19 protein-coding genes are annotated in these 21,956 nt (G+C 71.0%); 7 read left to right on the forward strand and 12 right to left on the reverse strand.

Features of this window, described 5'->3' with window-relative positions:
• Nucleotides 1-3 precede the first annotated feature (3 nt).
• Complete coding sequence (locus tag D451_RS0113520) at nt 4-786, forward strand: alpha/beta fold hydrolase (protein WP_014911848.1); 783 nt, start codon at nt 4-6, stop codon at nt 784-786.
• Between the two features lie 75 nt (nt 787-861).
• On the opposite strand, the gene D451_RS0113525 is transcribed toward D451_RS0113520, so the two are convergent.
• From D451_RS0113525 to D451_RS28820, 3 genes are all read right to left on the reverse strand, one after another.
• Entirely contained in the window at nt 862-1,647 is a 786-nt protein-coding gene (locus D451_RS0113525) for a class I SAM-dependent methyltransferase (RefSeq protein WP_017534814.1), read from the reverse strand.
• 94 nt (nt 1,648-1,741) lie between these two features.
• Nucleotides 1,742-2,401 carry a response regulator gene (locus D451_RS0113530; RefSeq protein WP_017534815.1) on the reverse strand — a complete coding sequence of 220 codons (660 nt, stop codon included), beginning with the start codon at nt 2,399-2,401 and terminating at the stop codon, nt 1,742-1,744.
• Entirely contained in the window at nt 2,398-3,621 is a 1,224-nt protein-coding gene (locus D451_RS28820; protein ID WP_017534816.1) for a sensor histidine kinase, read from the reverse strand. The genes D451_RS0113530 and D451_RS28820 overlap by 4 nt, the downstream gene beginning before the upstream one ends.
• 250 nt (nt 3,622-3,871) lie before the next feature.
• Between D451_RS28820 and D451_RS0113540 the strand changes: the two genes are divergently transcribed.
• A complete protein-coding gene (locus tag D451_RS0113540) occupies nt 3,872-5,275 on the forward strand; it encodes an amino acid permease (protein ID WP_014913119.1) in 1,404 nt (467 codons plus the stop codon).
• A gap of 171 nt (nt 5,276-5,446) precedes the next feature.
• Nucleotides 5,447-5,974, forward strand: a complete 528-nt coding sequence (locus tag D451_RS0113545) for a hypothetical protein (RefSeq protein ID WP_014910567.1) — start codon at nt 5,447-5,449, stop codon at nt 5,972-5,974.
• Nucleotides 5,975-6,044: 70 nt separating this feature from the next.
• On the opposite strand, the gene D451_RS0113550 is transcribed toward D451_RS0113545, so the two are convergent.
• From D451_RS0113550 to D451_RS0113580, 7 genes are all read right to left on the reverse strand, one after another.
• Entirely contained in the window at nt 6,045-7,322 is a 1,278-nt protein-coding gene (locus D451_RS0113550; RefSeq protein WP_017534817.1) for a hypothetical protein, read from the reverse strand.
• 135 nt (nt 7,323-7,457) lie between these two features.
• Nucleotides 7,458-8,675: a site-specific integrase gene (locus D451_RS0113555; protein WP_017534818.1), complete on the reverse strand. Its 1,218-nt coding sequence runs from the start codon at nt 8,673-8,675 to the stop codon at nt 7,458-7,460.
• Between the two features lie 53 nt (nt 8,676-8,728).
• Complete coding sequence (locus D451_RS0113560) at nt 8,729-9,262, reverse strand: hypothetical protein (RefSeq protein ID WP_017534819.1); 534 nt, start codon at nt 9,260-9,262, stop codon at nt 8,729-8,731.
• 10 nt (nt 9,263-9,272) lie between these two features.
• Nucleotides 9,273-9,596 (reverse strand): hypothetical protein, encoded by a 324-nt coding sequence (locus D451_RS0113565; protein WP_014911955.1) that lies wholly within the window; start codon nt 9,594-9,596, stop codon nt 9,273-9,275.
• A gap of 186 nt (nt 9,597-9,782) precedes the next feature.
• The gene (locus D451_RS0113570; protein ID WP_017534820.1) at nt 9,783-13,352 is read right to left on the reverse strand and encodes a TM0106 family RecB-like putative nuclease; all 3,570 of its coding nucleotides are present in this window, start codon (nt 13,350-13,352) and stop codon (nt 9,783-9,785) included.
• A 223-nt stretch (nt 13,353-13,575) separates the two neighbouring features.
• Nucleotides 13,576-14,337 carry a septal ring lytic transglycosylase RlpA family protein gene (locus tag D451_RS0113575; protein ID WP_017534821.1) on the reverse strand — a complete coding sequence of 254 codons (762 nt, stop codon included), beginning with the start codon at nt 14,335-14,337 and terminating at the stop codon, nt 13,576-13,578.
• Nucleotides 14,338-14,565: 228 nt separating this feature from the next.
• Nucleotides 14,566-15,675: a protein-tyrosine phosphatase family protein gene (locus D451_RS0113580; protein WP_017534822.1), complete on the reverse strand. Its 1,110-nt coding sequence runs from the start codon at nt 15,673-15,675 to the stop codon at nt 14,566-14,568.
• Between the two features lie 148 nt (nt 15,676-15,823).
• On the opposite strand from D451_RS0113580, the gene D451_RS0113585 reads away from it, so the two are divergent.
• Nucleotides 15,824-16,735, forward strand: a complete 912-nt coding sequence (locus D451_RS0113585) for an ADP-ribosylglycohydrolase family protein (RefSeq protein ID WP_017534823.1) — start codon at nt 15,824-15,826, stop codon at nt 16,733-16,735.
• A 28-nt stretch (nt 16,736-16,763) separates the two neighbouring features.
• Here D451_RS0113585 and D451_RS0113590 read toward each other — a convergent pair whose 3' ends face one another.
• The gene (locus D451_RS0113590; protein WP_017534824.1) at nt 16,764-17,156 is read right to left on the reverse strand and encodes a MerR family transcriptional regulator; all 393 of its coding nucleotides are present in this window, start codon (nt 17,154-17,156) and stop codon (nt 16,764-16,766) included.
• A gap of 136 nt (nt 17,157-17,292) precedes the next feature.
• Here D451_RS0113590 and D451_RS26510 point away from each other — a divergent pair, with 136 nt between their 5' ends.
• The 3 genes from D451_RS26510 to D451_RS0113605 all read left to right on the forward strand — a co-directional run bounded on the left by D451_RS26510 (nt 17,293) and on the right by D451_RS0113605 (nt 20,126).
• Nucleotides 17,293-18,231 carry an NADP-dependent oxidoreductase gene (locus tag D451_RS26510; protein ID WP_017534825.1) on the forward strand — a complete coding sequence of 313 codons (939 nt, stop codon included), beginning with the start codon at nt 17,293-17,295 and terminating at the stop codon, nt 18,229-18,231.
• 156 nt (nt 18,232-18,387) lie between these two features.
• A complete protein-coding gene (locus D451_RS0113600) occupies nt 18,388-18,855 on the forward strand; it encodes a DUF6194 family protein (RefSeq protein WP_014911193.1) in 468 nt (155 codons plus the stop codon).
• A 140-nt stretch (nt 18,856-18,995) separates the two neighbouring features.
• Nucleotides 18,996-20,126, forward strand: coding sequence for a hypothetical protein (locus tag D451_RS0113605; RefSeq protein ID WP_017534827.1), 1,131 nt, complete (start codon nt 18,996-18,998; stop codon nt 20,124-20,126).
• An 85-nt stretch (nt 20,127-20,211) separates the two neighbouring features.
• Here D451_RS0113605 and D451_RS0113610 read toward each other — a convergent pair whose 3' ends face one another.
• Nucleotides 20,212-21,813, reverse strand: coding sequence for an OmpA family protein (locus D451_RS0113610; RefSeq protein ID WP_017534828.1), 1,602 nt, complete (start codon nt 21,811-21,813; stop codon nt 20,212-20,214).
• Between the last annotated feature and the right edge of the window lie 143 nt (nt 21,814-21,956).

Genomic DNA, 21,956 nt, shown 5'->3' on the forward strand with positions numbered 1-21,956 from the left:
GGTATGGACGTGCCGATCGTGTTGGTGCACGGGTTGCGGTTGTCGTCGAGTATGTGGCGGCCGCAGGTGGAGTTGTTGCGGGCTCAGGGGCGTACGGTGGTGACGCCGGATCTGCCGGGGCATGGTTCGCGGCGGGGTGAGGAGTTCTCGCTGGGGCGTGCGGTGGACAGTGTGTTGGCGGCGATCGATCAGGTGGGTGGTCGGGCGTTGTTGACGGGGTTGAGTCTGGGCGGGTTCGTGTCGATCGCGGTGGCGGGTGCGGCGCCGGGTCGGGTGGCGGGGTTGGTGGCGGCCAGTTGTACGGCCAAGCCGGCGCAGTCGTTGGCTCAGGTGTATCGGATTCCGGCGGTGTTGATGGATCGGTTGCCGGATCGGGGTGCGGCGGTCAATGAGCGTTTTCATCGGTTGACGTTGCGTGATGGTGCGGCCGAAGCGGTGTTGGACGGCGGGTTGGCGGTGGAGGCGGCGACGTCGGTGATCGATGAGATCTCGAATATGGACGCGATCGCGTCGTTGTCGGCGTATGAGGGTCCGGTGTGGTTGATCAATGGGGCGCGGGATCATTTCCGGATCCATGAGAAGCATTTCTTCGACGCGTGCGCGGATGGCCGGTTGGTGAACGTGCCTCGGGCGGGGCACATGGTGAGTTTGGATCAGCCGGTGAATTTCGCGCGGATCGTGGGTGATGCCGCTGATGTGGTGTCGGTGCGTGAGGGGCGTGCGGCGTTGGAGGCTCAGGCGGAGGCTGAGGCGGGTGGGGCTTCGTTGGAGGCCGATGGGGTGTGACCTCGTGTAGGGGTGTGTGCTCTTTGGGGGTGGTGGGGCCGGTGGGGTCCCGCCACCCCCTTTTTTTGTGTGGTTTCAGGTGCGGGGGGCGGGGTCGGGGTCGCTTGTGTGGCGGGGTCGTGGTGGGGCGATGGTGGCGGCGGGTCGGGGTCGGGCGGGCATGCGGAAGAAGATCATGGGGTTGTGGAGGGATTCGCGGACGGGGGTGTCCAGGCCGAGTTCGGTTTTGAGGTCGTTGAGCATCTGGTGGTGGTGGGGTGCGCGGGCGGCTGAGGCGGTGAAGTAGTCGGTGGTGTTGTTGGTGAGCCATTTGAGGACGACGGCGCCTTCGGTGAAGGGCAGGGCGTAGCGCTGGTGGAAGACGTCGTGGACGCTGATGGGGATGTGGGCGGGCAGGGTGGGCAGGAGGTGGTGGATGTACCAGCGGGCGAACCAGCCGTTGTGGGCGGCGTCGATGAACAGGTAGTCGGTGTGGGCGGGCATGTGGGCGATCTTGGCGCGGACGTCGCCTTTGGTGAAGGTCCAGCGGTCTTGGGCCAGGTGTTCGGGGACGTGGCGGGGGGCGTGGTCGACGATGTCGAAGGAGTGCAGGTGGCCGGTGTCGTTGTCGCGTAGGGCGGACAGGATCCAGGAGGTGGACCAGCCGTAGTAGGTGCCGATCTCGACGACGTTGTGGGGGCGGTGGTGGCGTAGGAGGAGGTAGGTGATCTCGGCTTCGAGGTCGTCGAGTTGGGGGGTCATGGCGGGGTCGGCGTTGGCGTGTTGTTCGCGTTGTTGGTCGCGGACGCGGGCGAGGTCGTCTCGGTGGGTTCGGTACAGGTGGGTGATGAGGTCGAGGTCGATGGCCGGTGGCGTGGTCATGGTGGTCTCCCCCGCGGTGTGTGCGACCGTTCGATTGCCGAACGTAGCATTGTCGTGACTTTGTGTTGGGCGTGTCGTGGGGTGTGTCGTGGGCTCATGTGTGGTGGCGGGGGTGGATGAGTCCGGCGTCGTAGGCGGCGATGACGGCTTGGGTGCGGTCGCGGACGCCGAGTTTGGTGAGGGTGTGGGAGACGTGGGTCTTGATGGTCTGGACGCCCAGGTGGAGGTGGGTGGCGATCTCGGCGTTGGTGAGGCCTTGGGCGATGAGGGTGAGGGTCTGGGCTTCGCGTTCGGTGAGGGTGGCCACGGCGCGGGCGGCGGGGGTGGGTGCGTGGTGGGGGGTTCGGGTGGCGGCGAGGGTGCGCAGTGTGGTGGGGAACAGGAGGGTGTCGCCGCGGTGGACGATGCGGATGGCGGCGAGGATGTCCTCGGGCGGGGTGCGTTTGAGGAGGAAGCCTTGGGCTCCGGCGCGTAGGGCGTCCCAGACGTGGTCGTCGTTGTCGAAGGTGGTGATGACGATGACGCGGGGTGGGCGGGGGGTGCGTTGGAGGGTGTGGGTGGCCTGGATGCCGTCGAGGCCGGGCATGCGCACGTCCATGAGGACGATGTGGGGTCGGGTGCGTTCGACGAGGTCGGGGACGTCGGCTCCGTCGGCGGCCTGGCCGGTGACCTCCATGTCGGGTTCGGCGTCGATGAGGGCGGCCAGGCCGGTGCGGATGAGGTGTTCGTCGTCGATGAGGTTGATCCGGATCATCGGGTGTCTTTCCAGGTCAGGTGGAGTGTGGTGGTCCATTGGTCGTGGTGGGGGCCGTGGGTGAGGGTGGCGCCGATCAGGTGGGCGCGTTCGCGCATGCCGTGGAGTCCGTGTCCTCCGCGGGTGGGGTGGCGTCGTCGGGGTCGGTGGGGTGTGGGCAGGGGGTTGGTGAGTGTGAGGGTGAGTGAGGTGGGGGTGGTTTTGAGGGTGAGGGTGAGGGGTTGGTGGGGTGCGTGGCGTAGGGCGTTGGTGAGGGCTTCTTGGGTGATGCGGTAGGTCTCGCGGGAGAGCAGGGTGGGGATGTGGTCGAGGGGTCCGTCGATGTGGCTGGTCAGGTCGGTTCCGGTGTGGCGGGTGGCCTGGGTCAGGTGGGGTAGGTGGGTCAGGTCGGGGGGTGGGATGCGTGGGGTGGGGGTGTCCTGGCGTAGGAGTCCGAGGGCGTGGTCGAGGTCGGCGGTGGCGGTGCGGGCGGTGTCGGCGATGTGGGTGAGGGCTTGGCGGGCGAAGTCGGGGTCGGTGTCCAGGAGGCGGGCGGCGGTGGCGGCTTGGAGGGTGACCACGGACAGGGCGTGGCCGAGGCCGTCGTGGAGTTCGCGGGCCAGGCGGTTGCGTTCGGCGAGGCGGTGGGCGTGGGCTTGGGCCGCGGCGAGTCGGTCGGTGGGGGTGGGGCCGAGGAGGTGGGGTGCGATTTTGGTGAGGAGTCGGCCGGTGAGGGCGATGGTGTGGATGAGTGCGAGGAGCCAGAGCAGGGCCAGGGGCGGGCCCAGGTAGGGGGGGGTGGGGGGGAGGGGGGGGGCGGTGCCGTGGTCGAGGGGGGCCAGGGTCAGGAGGGCGGCTTCGGTGAGGGCGACCATGGTGGCGACGCAGGCGAGGAGGCCGATGGTGAGGTGGAGGTGGAGCCAGAGGGTGGGGCGTAGGCGGCCGCTGGTGGGGGTGGTGTCGTGGAGGATGCCCAGGGCGTGGGCGAGGTGGTGTTGTCCGGTGCGGGTGGCGGGGATGAGGGCGGTGGCGGTGATGAGGGTGAGGCCGATGGCCAGGGCGAGGGTGAGGGTGAGTCCGGTGGGGGTGGGTGGGGTGGTGGTGTCGGTGATGAGGGAGGCCAGGACGAGGGAGGCCATGAGGTAGGGGGTGGCCAGGGCGCCGCCGATGATGAGGTGGGCCCAGTGTCGGTAGGTGTGCGGGCTGGTCAGGGCGCCCAGGGGTGGGATGGGGGCGGTCATGGTGTGGATGGTGGCATGTTCGGGTGGGGTGTGGGGGTTCGGTGTGGGGTTTAGGGTGGTGTGACCCCCGTGCGGATGTGTTGCGCCGAGTCACGTTTGTTGATTTCTGGTCTGTGGCGCACCCCTTTGTGAAGTGTGACCGATCTTTCGTCCTATGGTGGGGCTCGTGACAGGCAGTGAGACGTCGCCCGGTGAGGCGGCACAGAAGAAGGACGGGTCGGGGCTGGCGCATGGGTTGCGCCGCCGGCACATGACGTTGATCGCGATCGGCGGTTCGGTGGGTGCCGGGCTGTTCGTGGGGTCGGGCGCGGTGATCCAGACCGCGGGGCCGGCGGCGGTGTTGTCCTACGCGTTGGCGGGCGCCCTGGTGTTCTTGACCCTGCGGGCCTTGGGCGAGATGGTCGTGTCGGTTCCGGCCGGTGGGAGTTTCTCCGACTACGCGCGGTTGGCGTTCGGGCCCAGGGCGGGTTTCGCCATCGGGTGGGTCTATTGGTGGATGTACGCGGTGTTGGTGGCGGCCGAGTCGGTGGCCGGGGCCACGATCCTGGCCCAGTGGGTGGATCTGCCCGGTTGGGTTTTGGCGTTGACGGTTCTGTTGGCGATGACGGTGGCCAATCTGATCTCGGTGCGGGTCTTCGCGGAGACGGAGTCGTTGTTCTCGCTGATCAAGGTCGCCACGATCGTGGCGTTCTTGCTGGTGGGCGGCTTGTACGCGTTGGGTCTGTGGAGTGGTTCGCAAGGGTCGACGGTGTCGAACCTGTGGGATCTGGGCGGGTTCGCCCCCAATGGCTGGGTCGCGGTGTTGGGTGCCACGGTGGTGGTGTTGTTCGCCTTCGGTGGGGTGGAGATCATCACGATCGCGGCGGGTGAGAGTTCCGAGCCCGAGCGGGGGGTGGCCTCGGCGGTCACCAACGTGCTGTGGCGGATCGGGTTGTTCTACGTGGCCTCCATCCTGGTGGTGGTGATGGTGGTGCCGTGGAACTCCTCCGATCTGGATCGGAGTCCGTTCGTGGTGGTCATGGAGACGGTGGGTATCCCGGGCGCGGCGTTGATCATGGAGATCGTGGTGTTGATCGCGGTGTTGAGCGTGTTGAATGCCGCGATGTACACCTCGTCGCGGATGTTGTTCATGCTCACCCGTCAGGGGGACGCTCCGGCGGTGTTGCGGGGCACGAATCGGCGTGGTGTGCCGGTGCGGGCGATCCTGTTGGGCACCGTGGTGGGGTACGCGGCGGTGGTCGCCGACTATGTGGCGCCGGGTCAGGTGTTCCATTTCCTGGTGGCCTCGATCGGCGCGATCCTGTTGGTGTTGTTCTTGACGATCTGCGCTTCGCAGTTGGTGGTGGGTGCGCGGGTGCGTCGTCGGGCGCCGGAGCGGTTGACGTTGCGGATGTGGGCGTTCCCGTATCTGACGTGGGCGACGTTGTTGGGTCTGGTGGGGATCTTCGTGGCGATGGCGACGTTGCCGCAGCATCGTGAGGCGCTGTGGGCGTCGGTGGGTGCCGTGGTGGTGGCGTTGGTGGCCTATGAGGGGCGTCGTCGTTGGGGTCGGAGCGTGCCGAGTCGTCTGGTGTTGGGTGTGCGTGAGCGTGCCACGCCCGAGGAGTTGGAGCGGATCGCGGGTAAGGGGGGCTCCTCCCCCGCCGGTGGGTGATGTGTTCGTGGTGTTCGGTGGCGTCGTGTCCGGTGCGGGTGCGGCGCCACCGGTGTGTGGTATCACCGGCGCGGTACACCCTTTTGTGGTGGTTTGTCTAGGTGATGTCGATGGTGCCGAAGCGAGGTTTTGTCGCTAGGGTGCTGCGCAACCCTTGAGAGGAGCACCCCCGTGCGACATTTCGTCGGCTTCCTGTCGGGCCTGATCCTTGGTCCGGTCCTGTTGTTGTTGACCGGCTGGGCCTTCTCCCACCTGCGCGGTCTGCACGCGGTCGGTACCGCCGTGCTTCAGGGCACCGGTCCGGTCGCCCTGGCCGGTCTGGTGGGCGTGGGATTGTTGGTGGCCCTGGTCGCGGTCCCCCCGCGGCTGACCCCGATGCTGCCCTTCGGTGCCGCCCTGGTCCTGGGCGGTCTGAGCGCCGTGGCCCTGACCCGTATGCATCTGGTGGAGCGTCTGCCGGTGCTGCCCGGGAGCGAGGGCGCCCTGGTGCTGTTGCCCCTGGGCGTGTTCGTGCCCTTGGCGTTGCTGTTGGCGGCGCCGGTGTTCGTGGGCGGGCGTTGGGTCCGTGACGATGACGAGGGGCCCACCAAAGAGGAGTACTTCGACGGCCTCTATGAGGACGATGATGAAGAGGAGCGTTCGGCGCGCGCCGAGCCGGTGCCCGCGCGCTCCGCTGCCCGGCATCGGGCGCGGGACTGACCCGTCGGGGCGGCCCCGTTCTCGGACCGTGAGGTCCGGGGGCGGGGCCGTCTCGTGTGTTCGGGGGGCTTCAGCGCCAGGCGGGTCCCCAGCCGCTGCTCTGGGAGACGCCCTTGGGCAGAGGCGGCAGTGAGGGGCCGGTGTCGGCGGTGGGCGAGGGGGTGGCCCGGGGGCCGTCGGGGGGTGTGGCTTCGGGGTCCGGGGCGGGTTCGGGTCGGTTCGGGTCGGTGGGGGGTTCGAGTGTGGCCGGGGCGGGGGGGGGCGTGGTCGCCTCCTCCTCGTCCTGGTGGGTGGTGGGCGGGTTCTCGGCGGGGGCGACCCGGCTCCACCATCGGTGGGCCTCCTCGGCGCTCAGTTCCGATTCGACCTCCAGCCAGCCGCGGACCTGGGGGTGGCGTCGTCCGGCCTTCCAGGAGCGGGGGTGGGTGGGGGTCTCCAGGATCAGGACGTGTTCGCCGTCGATGGTGGGGATCTCCGCGGGCAGGCCTTCGTTCCATACCCAGGAGCCGTCGTGGGCGACCAGGTTCCACCAGCCGTGTACGAGGTCGGCTTCGGGGTCGACGGGGGCGTGACGGTAGGAGGCGCTCCAGCGCGGGTCGGGGGTGTGCCCGGCCAGACCTTGGCCGTGGGGGCCGATGAGGGCGTCGGCGAGCAGGGTGTGGAGTTGGAGGTTGTCGCCGATGCCGTCGAACAGGACGCGGAAGCCGCGTTCGGAGGCCCGGTCCAGGACCAGGGCGGAGGTGGCCTCGGCCATGCGCAGCAGGGTGCGGATCTGGTCGAATTCGGTGAGCAGGTCGCTGAGCTGGTTGGTGATGGCGACCAGTTCGGCGTGCAGGGAGGGGTCGCGGCGGATGTGGGCGCGGACCTCGGAGTGGGCGAGCATGGTCTTGGCGGCCAGGCCGTGGCGTTGGATGGTCCACCAGCACATGGTGGCGGCTGGGGCGTCGGGGCCCAGGTCGGCGGCCACGCGGGTCTCGGCGTCGGCGGTGACGGCCTCGGGGGCGGGTGGGGTGCCGCCTCCGGTGCGTTCCCAGGCGCGGGCGAAGGCGATGGCGCCCTTGCCCATGGTGCGCAGTAGGTGGAGGATCTCGATTCCGGCGGGTCCGGGGTCGGTGCCGGTCTCGACGAGGGCTCCGGCGATCACGGCCAGGTCGGCGACGATGCCGGGGGCGGCGTGGTCGGTGGCCAGGAGGGGGGCCAGGGCCTCCAGGGCCAGTTCGCGTTCGGCGACGGGGATCTGTGGGGCCAGGAGGTAGACCTTGTGGACGGCCGGTGGGAACTGGTGGGGGTCTGTGGCGACGGAGGCGTCGATCAGTGCTTGGAACGCTGCGCGAAACTCGTCGACCATAGGTCCGTCCCCTTTCTCACGCGACCAACCTAATGCCTCATCAGGGCAGGTTCGCACGTTAACGGGCTATATCGGGTGTTGCGGGTGTGTTTGTTGGTGTTTCGAGATGAGGTCGGTCGGGCCGGTGAAGGGGGGTCACAGGCCCAGTCGGGTGACCGCGTTGTCCTCGAGCGGGTTGGCGGTGCGGATGTAGTCGTGCACCGTGCCCGGGTTGGTCCATCGGCCCTGGCGCATGATCTCGCGGTCCGCGGCCCCGCCCAGGGCGGCCTGGGTGGCGAATCCGGCGCGCAGGGAGTGGCCGCCGAAGTCGTCGGGGTCCAGGCCCGCGCGTTGAGCGTAGCGTTTGACCAGGTCGCCGATGGCGCGAGGGGACATGGAGCGTTCGGCGACGCGTCCGTGTCGGTCCACCGAGGGCAGTAGTGGGCGTCCGGTGCCGTCGGCCGGGGTGAGGCGTTCCAGCCCGGAGCAGGAGTGCGCTCCGGTGGGCGGGGTGGGGGGCGTGTGCTCCAGGTGGTTGCGCAGGGCGTGGGCGCCGTGGTCGCGCAGCAGCTCGATCAGGCGCGTCCAGTCGGTCAGGGCGCAGATCGGGCAGGTGGCGCGGTGGCGGCCGCGCGGGAGGGCGACCTGTTGGTTCTTGCGGCCCTCCTGGTCGGTCTTGGTGGTGTGCAGGGACACCACCAGGGTGGGGGCTCCGTCGACGGGGTCCTTGACCAGGGTCAGGTCGTCGAAGGTCAGGGCGGCCAGTTCGGAGCGGCGTAGCGCTCCGGCGAAGCCGGTCAGCAGCAGGACGGCGTCGCGTCGGCGGGCCACTCCCCCGGGGTGTCCGTCCTGGGGGCGTACCGCGAGCAGGGCCTCCAGGGTCGAGAGCAGGACGGGGGCCTTGCGGCGGGGGCGGGCCTTATGGGTGCGGCGGATTCCGCGCAGGGTCATGCGCACCACTTCGGCGCGGGTGGGCGAGTCCAGGCCGTGGGCGCCGTGGACGGCGGCGATGGCGGCGGCGCGTCGTTCCAGGGTGGAGGGGGCCAGGGGGCGTCCGGTCCCCTCTCCGTTCTGGGCGCATGCGGCCAGGTAGACGGCCACGTCCACGGGGTCGGCCGGTAGCGAGGTGCGGCCTTCGGTCAGGCACCAGGCGCCGAAGGCGGTCCAGTCGGCGCGGTAGGCGCGCAGGGTGGCCGGTGATTGGGCGTTGGCCAGGAAGCGGCCCAGGAGTCGGGCCTGTTCGGTGTCGAAGCGTTCGCGGACCCGTTCCAGGGCGCGGGTGTCGACCAGGACGTTGTGGTCCAGATGACGCAGGCGGCTGCGTACGGGGACCGGGAGCGGGCTGTCGGTGTCGGTGGTGTCCACGGGGTCCATTGTGGCCTGGGGCGGGTCGGGGTGCGTGAAGGCGTGCGGGTGGGTCGGGGCGCTCAGCCGAACAGGTGGGCGATGACGGCGTCCCAGAGTTCGTTGGGCGGGGCGACCAGCAGTAGGAGGGTCACCGACAGGGCCAGGGCCACACCGAAGGCGATGGCGGCCATGCGTCGGCGTAGCGCCAGGGCGCACACCGTGCCCAGGGCGGGGACGCCCCAGGCGAAGACCAGGAGCCAGATGAGGGCGTTGCCGATGGCGCGCATGGTCCGGTCGGTGTGTTCGGCGATCACCTCTTGGGCGGTCTGGGGGTCCTCCAGTCGCGGGTCCATGGGGTCCACGCCGGTGTCCAGGCCGGCGAAGAGCAGCGCGGCCAGGGCCATGGGGGTGCCCAGGGCCCACAGGATCCACAGCAGGACCCACAGCGCGGTCACTCTGCGGTCGGGTGGTGAGGCGATCACCGCCGGGGTGCGTTTGAGCGGCCGCTTGTCGGGTGTGGTGCCCGGGGCCACACGGCCGGCCTCGGTGGGCGCGGGTGTGGTCCGGGCGCGGTCCTGGCGGGTGCGGCGGCTCTTGCGTTTCTTGGGTGACACGCCCGGGAGCCTACCCGGCCGAGCGCAGGAGGTGGATGACCACCACGAACACCACGGGCCACAGGAGTAGGGCCAGGGACCACAGGGCGGCGCGGCGGTCGCCGGCGACGGTGGCCACGGCGGCGGCCAGGAAGGGGATGCCGACGGCGGCGCCGAAGGCGAGGGTGAACCATTCGGCGGCCGAGCCGGCGTGGGAGTCGGCGTCCAATCCCATCAGGTATCCGAAGGGGCCCGCGGCCAGGGCGAACAGGGCCAGGAGGCACAGGACGACGCGGATACCGGTGGGGTGGCGGGTGTTGCGGCCGCCGCCGGGGGCGGAGGGACGTTCAGACACGGGGGCCGTGGGGCCTTTCGACGAATACGGGTGGTGGGCCGGATCGTTGGGGCGCGGCGGGGTGCGCCGCGCGGGTGTCGTGGCGCACACCAGAACGAGGTCCCGTTCGTGGGGCGGGACGGCGTGGTGTGCCACGTAAAACGTACTCCACCGGGCAGGTGTCCGAAACCGTGGAGCGGGGTGTCCTCAAGTGTGGTTCCAGAGGCGGGCGTGGTGGGTCAGTCCGGTGAAGGAGGCCAGGAGGCGGAGTTCGTCCACGGTGCGGGGTGCGGTGGTGAGCAGGTCGGGCGAGTAGACGACCAGGGCCAGGAGTTGGGCGCGGGAGAGGGCGACGTTGAGTCGGTTGCGGTCCAGGACGAAGGAGGGGCCTCGGCTGGTCTCGGCGGCGTTGGAGACGGTCATGGAGCAGATGACGGCGGCGGCCTCCTGGCCTTGGAAGCGGTCGACGGTGCCCACGCGTACGCCTTCGAGGGCGGGGTGGTCCTGGGCGGCGTGGGCCAGGGCCTGGCGCAGGGAGCGTACTTGGAGGTTGTAGGGGGCCACGACGAGGATGTCGGCGCCGGTGAGGGGGCGTGGGTCCTGGTCGGGGTCGAGGGTGAGGTGTTCCTCGGTCAGGCGTAGTGCGGCGGCCACGACCGCCTCGACCTCTTCGGGGCTGTGGGTGGTGCGGCCGGTGTGGTGGACGGGGTGGGCGTACACGCCCGCCTCCAGGTGGTGGAGGCGGCGTCGGGCGGTGGTGGGGTGGGCTTGGAGTCGGCCTTGGTAGGACAGGGTGGAGACGGGGGCGCACACGTTCGGGTGCATGCGTCGGGTCTGGTCGAGGAAGTAGCCCAGGGCGGGGTCGATGATGGCCTGGCCGTCCATGAGGTGTTGCAGGGCCGAGGCGTCGGCGCCGTCGGTGTGCACTCCTTGGACGACCTGGGGCAGTTGGCGGGGGTCGCCGAGCAGGACGAGGTCGTGGGCGGAGGCGGACACGGCCAGGGTGTCGGCGAGGGCGAACTGGCCGGCCTCGTCGATGATCATCACGTCCAGGGGGTCGGCGATGGTGTCGGCGCCGGACATGCCCCAGGCGGTGCCGCCGATGAGGACGGGCTGTCCTTGGGCGGCGCGTTTGGTGCGCCAGTTGGCCAGGACCTGTTGGCTCGAGGGCTGGTACCAGGGGGCGTCGGGGTCCTTCTTGCCGCCGCGGGGGCGTTTGGCGGCCTCGATGGCCAGGCCTTGTTCGTTCGCGGCGCGCAGGGCGGCGCTCATGACGTTCTCGACGGCCTTGTGGCCGGTGGAGCAGACGCCGACGCTGCGGCCCTTGGCGATCAGGTGGGTGATCAGGCGGGCGGCCAGGTAGGTCTTGCCGGCTCCGGGTGGGCCTTGGACGGCGAGGTAGGAGTGGTCGAGGCGGTCCACGGCGGTGATGGCGGCGTCGATGAGGTCGTCGTGGTGGGCGGGGTCGGGCAGGGGGCCCGGGGGGTCCAGGCGGGGCGGGGTGCGGCGTAGGACGTCCAGGCCGGCGTGGCGGGGCCAGTCGGGCAGGGTGTGGGCGGCGGTGTGGGCGACCGTCTCCAGGGCGCCGTCCTTGGGTTTGGGGTCGACCGGGGAGCCGGGCAGGACGGCGATGGGGGCGCTGGAGGTGATCTGTTCGGGTGGGGCGGTCTCGATGAGGGTGAGGGCGTCGGGTTCGGCCTTGAGGACCTTGGCGGGGCGGGTGGTGGCGCTCTGTCCGGGGGCGGCCGGGTGCAGTAGGTGGACGCTCTCGCCGGTGGTGAAGGGGTTGGGGTGGGCGCGGTCCAGGCGCATGGCGACCTCGCGGCGGGCGTTGCGGCGTTTGCCGGTGGGGTGTTCCCACTCCCCCACGTGGGCCTGCCAAGGGACGGCGCAGTTGCCGTCGGTCTCCAGTTCGTGCAGGGGTGCGTTGGAGCGTTGGAAGTGTTCGCGCCAGGGCGGGCTGTTCTCGCGCCGGTAGTAGCCGACCAGGGCGGCCAGGGTGGCGCGGGGGTGGTCGGCGTCGGTGCGCTGTTCGGGTTGTTCGGGCACGCCGTCGAGGAGGGGTTCGGTCAGGGCGGCGTGGCGGGCGTCCCTTTCGGCGCGTTTGCGGGCGCGTTCGGCCTCTTCCTCGGTGATCTCGATCTGGAGGAGGGGGCGTGTGGTGATGCCCTGGTCGGCGCGGTGGCCTTCCAGCCAGTCGCGTAGGCGTGCGGTGGAGTGGCAGTCGTCGCGGTTGTAGGCGGCGATGTCGTCCAGGACGCGGGCGGCGGTGTCGGTGTCGCCGTCCTGGTGGGCGCGCAGGTAGGCGGCGTAGGCGTCGATGCTGGAGGCGGCGGTGGTGACGCCTCCGTCGCGGGCGGTGTCCAGGTAGAGGGGTTCGAGGTACTTGATGGAGTAGGAGCGTTGGGATACGCGCAGGCTCTTGCGGACCACGGTGTACAGGTCGATGAGCCGGTTCTGGCGTAGGAGCCGGTCGACCTCCTCTTCGCGGGTGGCGTAGGCGGAGCTGAGGTGTTTGAGCCGGTCCACCTCGTAGGAGGCGTAGTGGTAGATGTGGGCGCCCTCGTCCGCGTCGATGCGGGCGGTGACGAAGTCGACGAAGTCCTCCAGGGCCTTCTTCTCCTGGGCGCGGTCGTGGGCCCAGAAGGTGTGGAAGGTCTCGTGTCCGTCGGGGTCCTCGGTGGTGGCGCCGAAGAGGTATTCGAGGCCGCGTCCGTCCTGGTGGGAGTGGTAGGGGTAGCCCTCCATGTCGAAGAAGACGTCGCCGGTGGAGGGGGCGGGCAGGGAGGCGAGTCCGTCGGGTGAGAACACTTCGGCGCTGACCCGCCCTTGGGGGTCGTGGGCGGTGCGGGTGGTGTCCTGGCGGACCTGGAGGGCGGCCTGGGCGCGGAGTTGTTCGAAGGAGCGTCGGGGCAGGGTGGTGGGGCGGTCCTGGTCGGGGACGCGGGCCAGGGCGTCGATGGTGGTGATGCCGGCGTCGGTGAGTTTGGCGGCCTGGTCGGTGCGCAGGCCGGCGACCAGGGACAGGTGGCGGGCGGCGACGCGGCCTTGGGAGCACCAGGTGGTGTAGCCGCAGCCGTCGCAGGCGGGTCGGGGTTCGCCCCAGGTGGGGGTGGGCAGGGCGGGTTCGCGTGCCAGGCGTTCCAGGAGGCGGGTGGTGATGGTGGCCAGGATGGGGGTGAATTCGGCGGTGGGCAGGGTGCGGGTGTGCCGGTCGCCGGTGATCAGGTGCATGTGGTGGGGGGTGTGGCCGGACAGGGTGGCGACGGCGTCGGCGTAGGCGGCGAGTTGGACGACGGCGGCGGGTCCGGGGTCGCGGGCGAGTTTGGTGTCCCAGGGTTCGTAGGTGGCGGGCCCGGTGTGGTCGGGTCGGGGTTCGCCGGTGGCGGGGTCCAGATCGGAGCGGATGAGGAAGTCGGCGCGTCCGTGGAAGGCGACCCGGTCGGTGAGGGGGTGGTGGAAGCTGGCCTGGTAGATGACGGGGACGCGGGCTTCCATGGCGCGGGCGGTGGCGTGCGCGGCCTCGGCCAGGGAGTGGTCGTCGGGGGCGGGGTCGTCGATGGTGGTGACGTCGCCGAACAGGTCGGTGAGGCGGTCGAGTTCGTCGGTCTCGTGGGTGTGGCCGTGGTGGGCGACGAGGGGGTCGACGGGTTCGGGGCGGGGGGCTCCGGGCAGGTGTGCGGCCAGGGCGGTCTTGAGGGCGCTGCGGTGGTCGCATTCGAGGGTGTCGACCAGGTCGGTGGGTGAGACGACCCATCCGGTCGTGGTGCGGAACAAGGTCCGGGCTCCCCTGGGGTCGGTTGTGGTGGCGTACGGGGGTCGTGCCACGTGGGGGTGGCGTCGCGGCTCTCACCTGCGGTGGGGGTGGGGCCTTGGGCGGGATTGTACGCGTCGAGGGGCCCGGGGGTGGTGGTTCTGGGCGGGGGTGGCGGGAAACGACGCGCGCCCCGGACCGTGGTGGTCCGGGGCGCGCGTGGTGGAGCGGTGGCAGGGGCGGGTGTCAGCCCACGACCTCCCAGTCGACGGTGCCGACGCCGGCTCCGGTGCCGATGATCTCGTCGAAGGCGGCCGTGGACAGGTCCAGGCAGCGTCCGGAGATGTAGGGTCCGCGGTCGTTGATGCGGACCGTCACCGACTTGCCGTTGGAGGGGTTGGTGACCCGCACCATGGTGTCGAAGGGCAGGGTCTTGTGGGCGGCCGTCATGCCGTAGGTGTCGAAGGTCTCTCCGTTGGCGGTGGTGGCTCCGTGGAAGCCGTCGCCGTAGAAGGAGGCCTGGCAGGTGCCGCCCTCGCCGGTGCCCTGTCCGCCGCCGGAGGAGGCGGAGGTGTCCGAGCCGCCGGTGTCGGTGGACTCGGTGCTCTGGGTCTCGGGTTCGGGGTCGGGCTCTTCCCGGATGGCCGGGCCCGAGGCGCTCTGGCTGGTGGTGGCCTGGGCGCGGGCCTGTTCGGCGCGTTCCAGGAGTTCGGGGTCGCGTTCGGTGTCGCCCTCGGCGGCCACGAGCGGGTCGGGCTGGGCCTGGGGGATGGTCACCGTGCTGGTGGCGTCGCCCGGGTCCGCGCCGGAGACGATGACGGCGGTCGCGGCGCCGCCGCCCACGACCAGGGTCAGTCCGGCGGCCGAGGCCACGATCATCGCGCGTTTGCGGCGCGAGCGTTTTGCGGCGCGGCGGGGGCCCAGGGGTGTCTCGGCCGGGCCTGTGGCGGCGGCGAGGTCGTCCATGGGGTCGTCCACCGGTGGGTTCTGGGGCTCGTGTTTGCCCACAACGCAGTCCTTCGAACGGGAACAGGGCAGGGCGGCCGCCTCCTGGCGCGTGTCCCCTTCGGGGGGTCGAAGGGTGTCGACGCTCCTGGGGGTGCGGGGTCCACGGGTGTGGGCCGGGCACGGGCGGAGCCGGGACCGCCGGCGTTTGGCGTTGCACGGGGTCTGGGCGCAGAGCTTAGGGGTAACGCGAGAGTAACGGTACCGGAAAGAGGGGGTTTGTGGAACTTATCACCCGGTGGGTGTGCGTCGCGGGGGGAGATGGCCGTTGAACAGGGACTTCGCCGGATCGGGGAGTTCTCGGCCGTCGAGTTCGGCCACGGCGCGGGACAGGGAGGGGTTGTCCAGGTGGCCTCCGACGGTGCGGATCATGTCGGCCATGGTGGGCAGGAGTGGGGCTCCGAGGGCGGTGACGGCGTAGCGGGTGGCCACGGCGGGGGTGCGTGAGGCGCCGGCCCAGCAGTGCAGGAGGACGCGTCGGCCTTGGGCGCGCAGGTCGGTGACGGCCGCGGCGGCCTCGTTCAGGGTGAAGTGGAGGTTGGCGTTGGCGGCGGAGGAGTCGTGCAGCCAGAAGCGGAGCCAGTCGTGGTGGGGCAGGTGGGGCGCGTCGTCGGGGTGGGTGCGGCACAGGGAGACGACCGTGTCCACTGCGTGGGGGTTGTTTCTGAGGTATTCCATGTCGCCGAGCAGGACGTGGGGGTCCAGGGGGTGGGGGACGGCGAAGGAGGGGAAGGTGTGTCCGTCCTCGCTGTTCAGGGGTGAGAGCGGCCAGCGCTCTTCGTCGGGGGTGGGACCGGCCAGGCGTAGCGCCTCGGTGGTGGGGGTGTGGGGGTCGGTGTGCGCGCCGATGCCGCGCAGGGCCCGGGCGGGCAGGGCGGAGGCGCCCCAGAGCGCTCCGGCCAGCGCCCCGGTGTAGAGGGCGGTGGGCAGGTCGTGGGCGTGGTGGGCGGCGCGGACGGCCTGGACGAGGTGGTCGCAGGCGAAGGAGCCGCGTGCGGGGTCGTGTGGGGTGGGGGGTGTGCGGGTCAGGGCCTTCCAGGAGGCGCCGCGCGGGTCGTGGTGGGGGGCGTCGTCGAGTTCGGGGAGGTGTTCGGGCGGGGTTCCGGTGCGGGCCAGGGCTCGTAGGGCCCGGACCCAGGCCCGGTCGGTGGGGTCGGTGGGCGGGTGGGGTGTCTCCTCTCTGGTGGTGAGTTCCTCCAGGGCTGCGTGGGTGAGCCGTTTCAGGGCGGGGGGCGGGTGTGGTTTCGCGTGGGGGGCCTCCAGGGCGGCCGCGGCGGGTGCGCCCAGTAGGGCTCCGACTGCGCGGTCGTGGCGGGGGCGTTCGTGGGGGCGTGGGGTCATGGGTGCTCCTGGGTGCGGTGTGGGTCCGAGGGGGTCTCTACCCGCTGGTGGTGAGGAGGGCACACGGGTCGCCTTTTGTGGTCAAGCGTGTACATATCGTGGTGGTGTGCTGTGGACAGGCAGGGTCGGGTCGGTGAGGATGTGGAGGATGGTCACCTTCGATCTTTCTCCTTCGGCGCGTGCCCTGGCCGCTCTGTCGGCTCTGGCTGTGGGGGACGCCTTCGGTTCTCGGCTGGCCGACCCCGACCATGGGGGTTCGATCCCCGATCGGATCCCGCCCTGGGGCCCATGGCGGTGGAGCGACGACACCGAGATGGCGGCGTCGGTCCACGCCGAGGTGGTGCGCGGCCAGGGGGTGGACCCGGACCGGTTGGCCGCCTCCTTCGTGCGTCGTCACGACTCCGGGCGTGGCTATGGGGCCGGGACCGAACGTCTGTTGCGTGAGGCCGCCGGGGGCCGTGAGCTGCGTGAGGCGGCGGCGCGGGCCTTCGACGGCGCCGGTTCGTGGGGCAACGGGGCGGCGATGCGGGTGGCGCCGTTGGGCGCCTACTTCGCCGACGATCTGGATCGGGTGGTGGAGCAGGCGCGGGTGAGCGCGCGTGTCACCCACACCCACCCCGAGGCGGTGGAGGGCGCGGTAGCGGTCGCGGTGGCCGCGGCTCTGATGGCCCGACACGAGTGGTGGGGGCCGGGCCGGTTCCTGGACCGGGTGGCCGAGGCGCTCGAGCCGGGCCCGGTGCGCGAGGGGGTGCGCGACGCGCGTGCGTTGCTGGTCTCCTCCGACCCGTTGGGCGCGGCCGCGGAGTTGGGGTCGGGGGCATCGGCGCGGGCGGTGGACACGGTGCCCTTCGCGTTGTGGGTGGTGGCCCGCTATCGGGGCGGGCTCGAGTCGGCGTTGTGGGCGACGGTGGCGCCGGGCGGGGACATGGACACCACGTGCGCGATCGTGTCGGGGGTGCTGGGGGCGGGTTCCTCGGGCGCTCCGGCCTCGCGTGAGTGGTCCTCTCGGGTGGAGGCGTTGCCGTCCTGGGCCCTGGCCGGTGAGGGCGTGGGGCTCTAGGGTCGGCGGGGGCGCCGGCGGGCGGGGTTCATCGGCGTGGTCGTGGGGCGGGGGCTCGTTCCAGGCGGGAGCAGTCCGCCTCGGGGTCGCGGGTGAGGGCGATCACCAGGTCGAGCCGGTCGCGTACGGCGAGCAGGTCGTCGATGCGCTCGTCGACGCGTTCGCGTTCGTCGACCAGTAGTCCCAGGAGCGCCGGGTCGGGTTCTCCGGAGTCCACGCACGGTAGGACCTCGCGGACCACTCTGCTGGGCAGGCCCGCGGAGTACAGCCGCTGGATCAGTTCGACCCGTGCCACGGCGGTGTCGGGGTAGTGCCGTTGGCCTCCGGGGCCGCGTTCGGCGGGGAGCAGTTCCTGTTCCTCGTAGTAGCGCAGTGCCCGAACGCTCACTCCCGCCTTCTCGGCGACCTCTCCGATGCGCACGGGTCCTCCTTCGTCGGGGTGTCCGGCACGACTTGCACCTGACGTTGACGTCAGGTTCTAGGTTAGCCGGCGTCGGCGTCCGCCGACCATTCCTCCCATCGGCCCGTTCGGGTCGTACGGAAAGGCGGAGAACATCATGCGCGCGGTTCGTTATCACGAGTACGGCGGTGTGGACACCCTCGTGGTCGAGGAGGCGCCGGAGCCCTCTCCGGGCCCCGGCGAGATTCGTGTCCGGGTCGCGGCGGCCGGGGTCAACCCCATCGACTGGAAGGTGCGTTCGGGGGCGTTGCGCGGGCTCTTGCCCGTGGAGCTGCCGGCGATCCCCGGGCGCGACGCCGTGGGTGTGGTCGATCGGATCGGTGCCGGGGTGCGCGGTGTGGGTCCGGGCGAGCGTGTCTTCGGGTTGGGCGGTGTCACCGGAGCGACGGCGGAGCTGGCGGTGTTCTCGGCCTGGGCTCGGGTTCCCGAGGCCTGGACCGACGAGGAGGCCGCGGGGGCGGGGCTGGCGTCGGTGACCGCGCTGGGCGGGTTGAACGCGCTGGGCCCCTTGAAGGGGCGCACCCTGTTGGTGGAGGGGGCGGCCGGAGGTGTGGGCGGCGCGGCCGTGGAGATCGCGCGGGCCTTGGGGGCGACCGTGATCGGGACGGCGAGCGAGCGCAATCACGGTTTCCTCGCCTCGTTGGGGGCCGTTCCCACCAGCTATGGGCCGGGCCTGGCCGAGCGTGTGGCCGCTCTGGCGCCGGAGGGGGTCGACGTCGCGTTGGACACCGCGGCCTCCGGTTCGTTGGCCGATCTCGTCGCGATCGTGGGCGGTCCCGATCGTGTCTCGACGGTGGCCGATCACGCCGGCGCGCGGCGTCTGGGGGTGCGCGTGGCCGACGCGGAGAACGATTCCGCGCTCTTGGCGCGGGCGGGCGAGCTCGGTCGGCGGGGTCTCTATACGCCGCGTGTCGAGAGGGCCTATCCCTTGGAGCGGGTCGGGTGGGCGCACGCCCGTTCCGAGAGCGGACGTGTGCGGGGCAAGGTCGTGGTCCTGGTCCGAGCGGGCCGGGCTCCTTCTCCGACGGGATCGTGACCTCCTGATTTGAGGGTTGGAACGGTGTAGGCGCCTGTTATCAGGGGTTTTCTCCGCTCAGGTCTCATAAAGCAGTTCGATGACACACTTGAAGTACGGGGAGGGGCCGGTCCGTGGGTCGGCCCCTCGTTCTTCGATGTGTCGAAGGGGTGGGACGTGGACCAAGAGGAGATCATCGCGTTCGTGGCGGCGTCGGGGCCGGTACGGGTGGATCGGGCGAGTGAGGAGAGCGGGGCGCCCCCGGTGGCCTGGGGCGACACCTTCTTCACCTACGATCCCGGCGGTCAGGGCGGGGAGCGGGGGTTCGGGCCCTTCGCGACCATCGTGACCAAGGACTATCCGGGGTTCGACACCGCCTCGGATCTGGATCGGCCCGGGGTGTTCCGGGTCAACATGGCGGTGGGGCGGGTCGCGTTCACCGAACGGATGGGCCGCTCCCCCGCCGAGTACTCGGTCGAGGGCGGCGACGTCGACCACGCCGAGATCGACCGGTTGCTGCCGCATCCGGTCTACGCCGCCCAAGGGTGGGTGTCGGTGGTCTCGCCCGGGCCGCGTACCGCCGAGGCGACCCGTGAGCTGTTGCGGCTGGCCTTGGATCGGGCGGTCTCCCGACACCGGGGGTGAGGGGCGCGGACCTCCCCCGCCCGGGAGGGCGCTCTCCCCCATGGGAGGGAGACGAAACCCTCCCTGTGGGGAGGCGGCGGTGCGGGTGCGAGGGCCACAGTGGGCTCCAGGATCCGTTCCGATGGTGAGGGAGCAAGGCCATGACCGTTTCGAATGCCGAGAGAGCACATCCGCCGGGGGTCCTGGCGTCGGCGCCCTGGGCCGCGTTGGCCTGGTCCGCCGTCGCCCTGGGGCTGGGGATCGGGTGGGGCGCGGGCCTGTTGCCGGTGGGTGTGCCCACCGAGGACGGGTTCGGGTCGTTGTTCGTCGCGGCCGGCGCCGGGGCGGCGGTCGCGGCGTCTCTGGTGATGGGCGGGCTGGGGGTGGTGTTGTCCCTGGTCGTCCTGTCCGGTCGGGCCCGGTGGGGGCGTGCGGTGGAGTTCGCCTCCTGGGCCATGGCGGGGGTGGCGTTCCTGGTGTTCGTCGACGGGCAGCTGTTGGCCTGGCTCGGTTACACGATGATCCTTCCCGTGGTGGGTTGGACGGTGCCGGGTCTGGCCGGGGCCTGGTTGGAGGCCACCTTGCGGCCCACCCACCTGACCGTGCTGTTCTTCGCGCTGGGGGTGCTGGTGTGGGGTGTGGCGGCCCTGTATCGGCGGCGTGCGGTGGGCGGGGCGTGTCCGCGCTGTGGACGTGACGGTCATTGGACGCCGCGGGTGGAGGCGCGGGTGCGTGAGCGGGCCCGGCGCACGGGGGTGGTCGCGGTGACGGCGGGGTCGGCGGTCGCCCTGGTCTATCCGGCGCTGCGGCTGCCCTGGCTCTTCGGGATCCCGATGGGGATGGATCCGGAGGTGTTCGAGGAGATGACCCGTACCGGTGAGCACATCGTCGTCGGTGTGGGGTTGGGGTCGGCGGCGCTGGCGGGGGTGGCGCTGATGAGCGGGCTCGTGCTGCGCTGGGGTGTGCGTCTGCCCTGGTGGACCCTGGGTCTGGCGGGGAGTCGGGTTCCGGTGTCGTTGGCGGTGGTGCCCGCCACGGTGGTGTCGCTGGCGCTGCTCGCCATGGGGCGTTCCTGGCTGGTGATGCTGGGAGAGGCCGATCCCACGCGGTGGAGCGACCCGAACACGTTCGCGCTCTTGTCCATGGGCGTGTGGGGTGTGGCCCTGGCGGTGGCGACCGTCGCCTACGCGGTGCGTCGTCGCTCCGAGTGCGGTCGTTGCGGTCGTGGCCTGGCCGAGAGCGGTACGGCCCCGGTCGGGCTCGGCGAGGAGGCGGCCGCGATGGAGCGGTGAGCGGCTTCCGGCGTGAACACGCGCGCCCCGCCCTTCTCGTGGATCGAGGAGGCGGGGCGCGCGTGAGGCGGGTGGTGCGTGGGGGTCAGCGGATCGGGACGCCGGGGATCTCTCCGAAGGCGCCCGCGTACAGGGTCATCTCGTTCACGTCCGCGGCCGGGGCGGGGAAGACCGCCAGGGCCAGGTACTCCTCGCCCGGGCTGAGGGTGTGGATCTGGTCGGCGAAGTCCTCGTACTCGTCCTCGGCGGTGCGGATACGGATGACGTAGCGGATCAGGCCGCTGTCGGGTTCCTCCAGACGGAAACCGCCCATGGTGCCCTCGGCGTACTGGGCGGGGCTGCCGGGCAGCGCCGACTCGTCACCGTCCAGGTCCGCCTCCAGGTCGTTCAGGGTGGAGTTCTGGAAGCCCACCATCTGGAACAGGTAGGCGCCGTCGCGTACCAGCGGGTAGACGTTCAGGTCGATGTCGTCGTCGGAGACGGTGGTGTGGGGCTCCATCTCCTCGAAGTAGGCGGCCGGTCCGGCGACGTGGCGCTGGGCGGAGTCCAGGCCCTCTCCCTCGCTGTCCCGGGCGTCCAGGGGGACCTCGTAGAAGAGTTCGACGCGGCGGTTGCGGGCGCGCGCCTCCTCGTCGTCGTCCCCGCCCTCCTCGGCGAGCAGTTCGTCGCTGCCGCGTCCCTCGGTGGACAGGGAGAATCCGTCACCGAGTTCGGATTCGAGCAGCTCCAGGGCGGCCTGGGCCCGCTCTTGGGACAGGTTCTGGTTGTAGGCGTCGTCGCCGGTGCCGTCGGTGTGGCCGATGACGGTGATCTCGGTGCCCTCGGCCAGGTTCTCCCGCAGGGAGGCGGCGGCCTGGCGGATGGTCTCGGCGGCCTCGTCGGTGGGTTCGGCCTCGTCGACCTCGAACATGTTGTCCGAGTGCAGGGCGATGGTCTCCTGGTCGCCGGCGCGGGTGGTGGAGGAGACGGGGCTGTCCACGAAGCTCTCCATGGACTGCCGGTCCGCGGTCACGTCCAGGCCCGATTCGGGGACGTCGTCGGGGTAGAAGATCTCGTCGGGCAGCTCTTGGCGTTCCCACGTCTCGGGGTCGATGTAGTCGTAGACGTTGGGTTCGGGGGCCTCGGTGAACTCGTCGACGTAGGTGACGGGGACTCCGGGGACGTATCCGAGGCCGGCGCCGGTGAAGGTGAGGGTCTCCACCTCCTCGCTGGGGGCGGGGAAGTAGCGGCGCATGGGGGTGGCCAGCCCCTCGTGGGTGGGCATGAAGGGGTCGCCCTCGACGAAGTAGGTGCCGTAGGGCTCGCCGTTGTTGTCCTCGTTCTCCAGGACCCGCAGGACCTCGCCGGAGAGCGGGTCGACCATGCGGATGGGGGCGCTGGTGCTGGTGACGGCGCCCGGGAGCGGTTCGAGGATGTTGTGGGTGACGTCGATCATCAGGTATTCGCCGTCGGATTCCAGGGCGTTGATGACGACCTCGAAGGCGACGTCGTTGCCGTCTTCGACGAAGAGGCGTCCCTGGCGGGTGAAGGGCAGATCCTGGGCGACGGTCTCCTGGGCCTGGTCGGCGGTCTCCTCGGGGGCGGGGTCGGGGTCGCCGTTGTCGGGGAGCAGGCCGCAGGAGCTCAGACTCAGGGCCAGGGCCAGGGCCAGTGCCGCTGCGGACGTGCCGAGGGCTCGTGAGGGCATGTGCGGGGGCTTTCTCGTGTGTCCGACGCGGGCCGTCGGAGATGGTCACTCGGCTGCTCAGACGCATCGGGTCGGATTCTGGTTTCGGGTGAGGGGGGATGCTTTCGGCCCGTTCGCGCGGTCGGACCGTGGTGTTCGGGGTA

It is taken from the genome of Nocardiopsis alba DSM 43377, from assembly GCF_000341225.1.
In the GTDB taxonomy this organism is placed as follows: domain Bacteria; phylum Actinomycetota; class Actinomycetes; order Streptosporangiales; family Streptosporangiaceae; genus Nocardiopsis; species Nocardiopsis alba.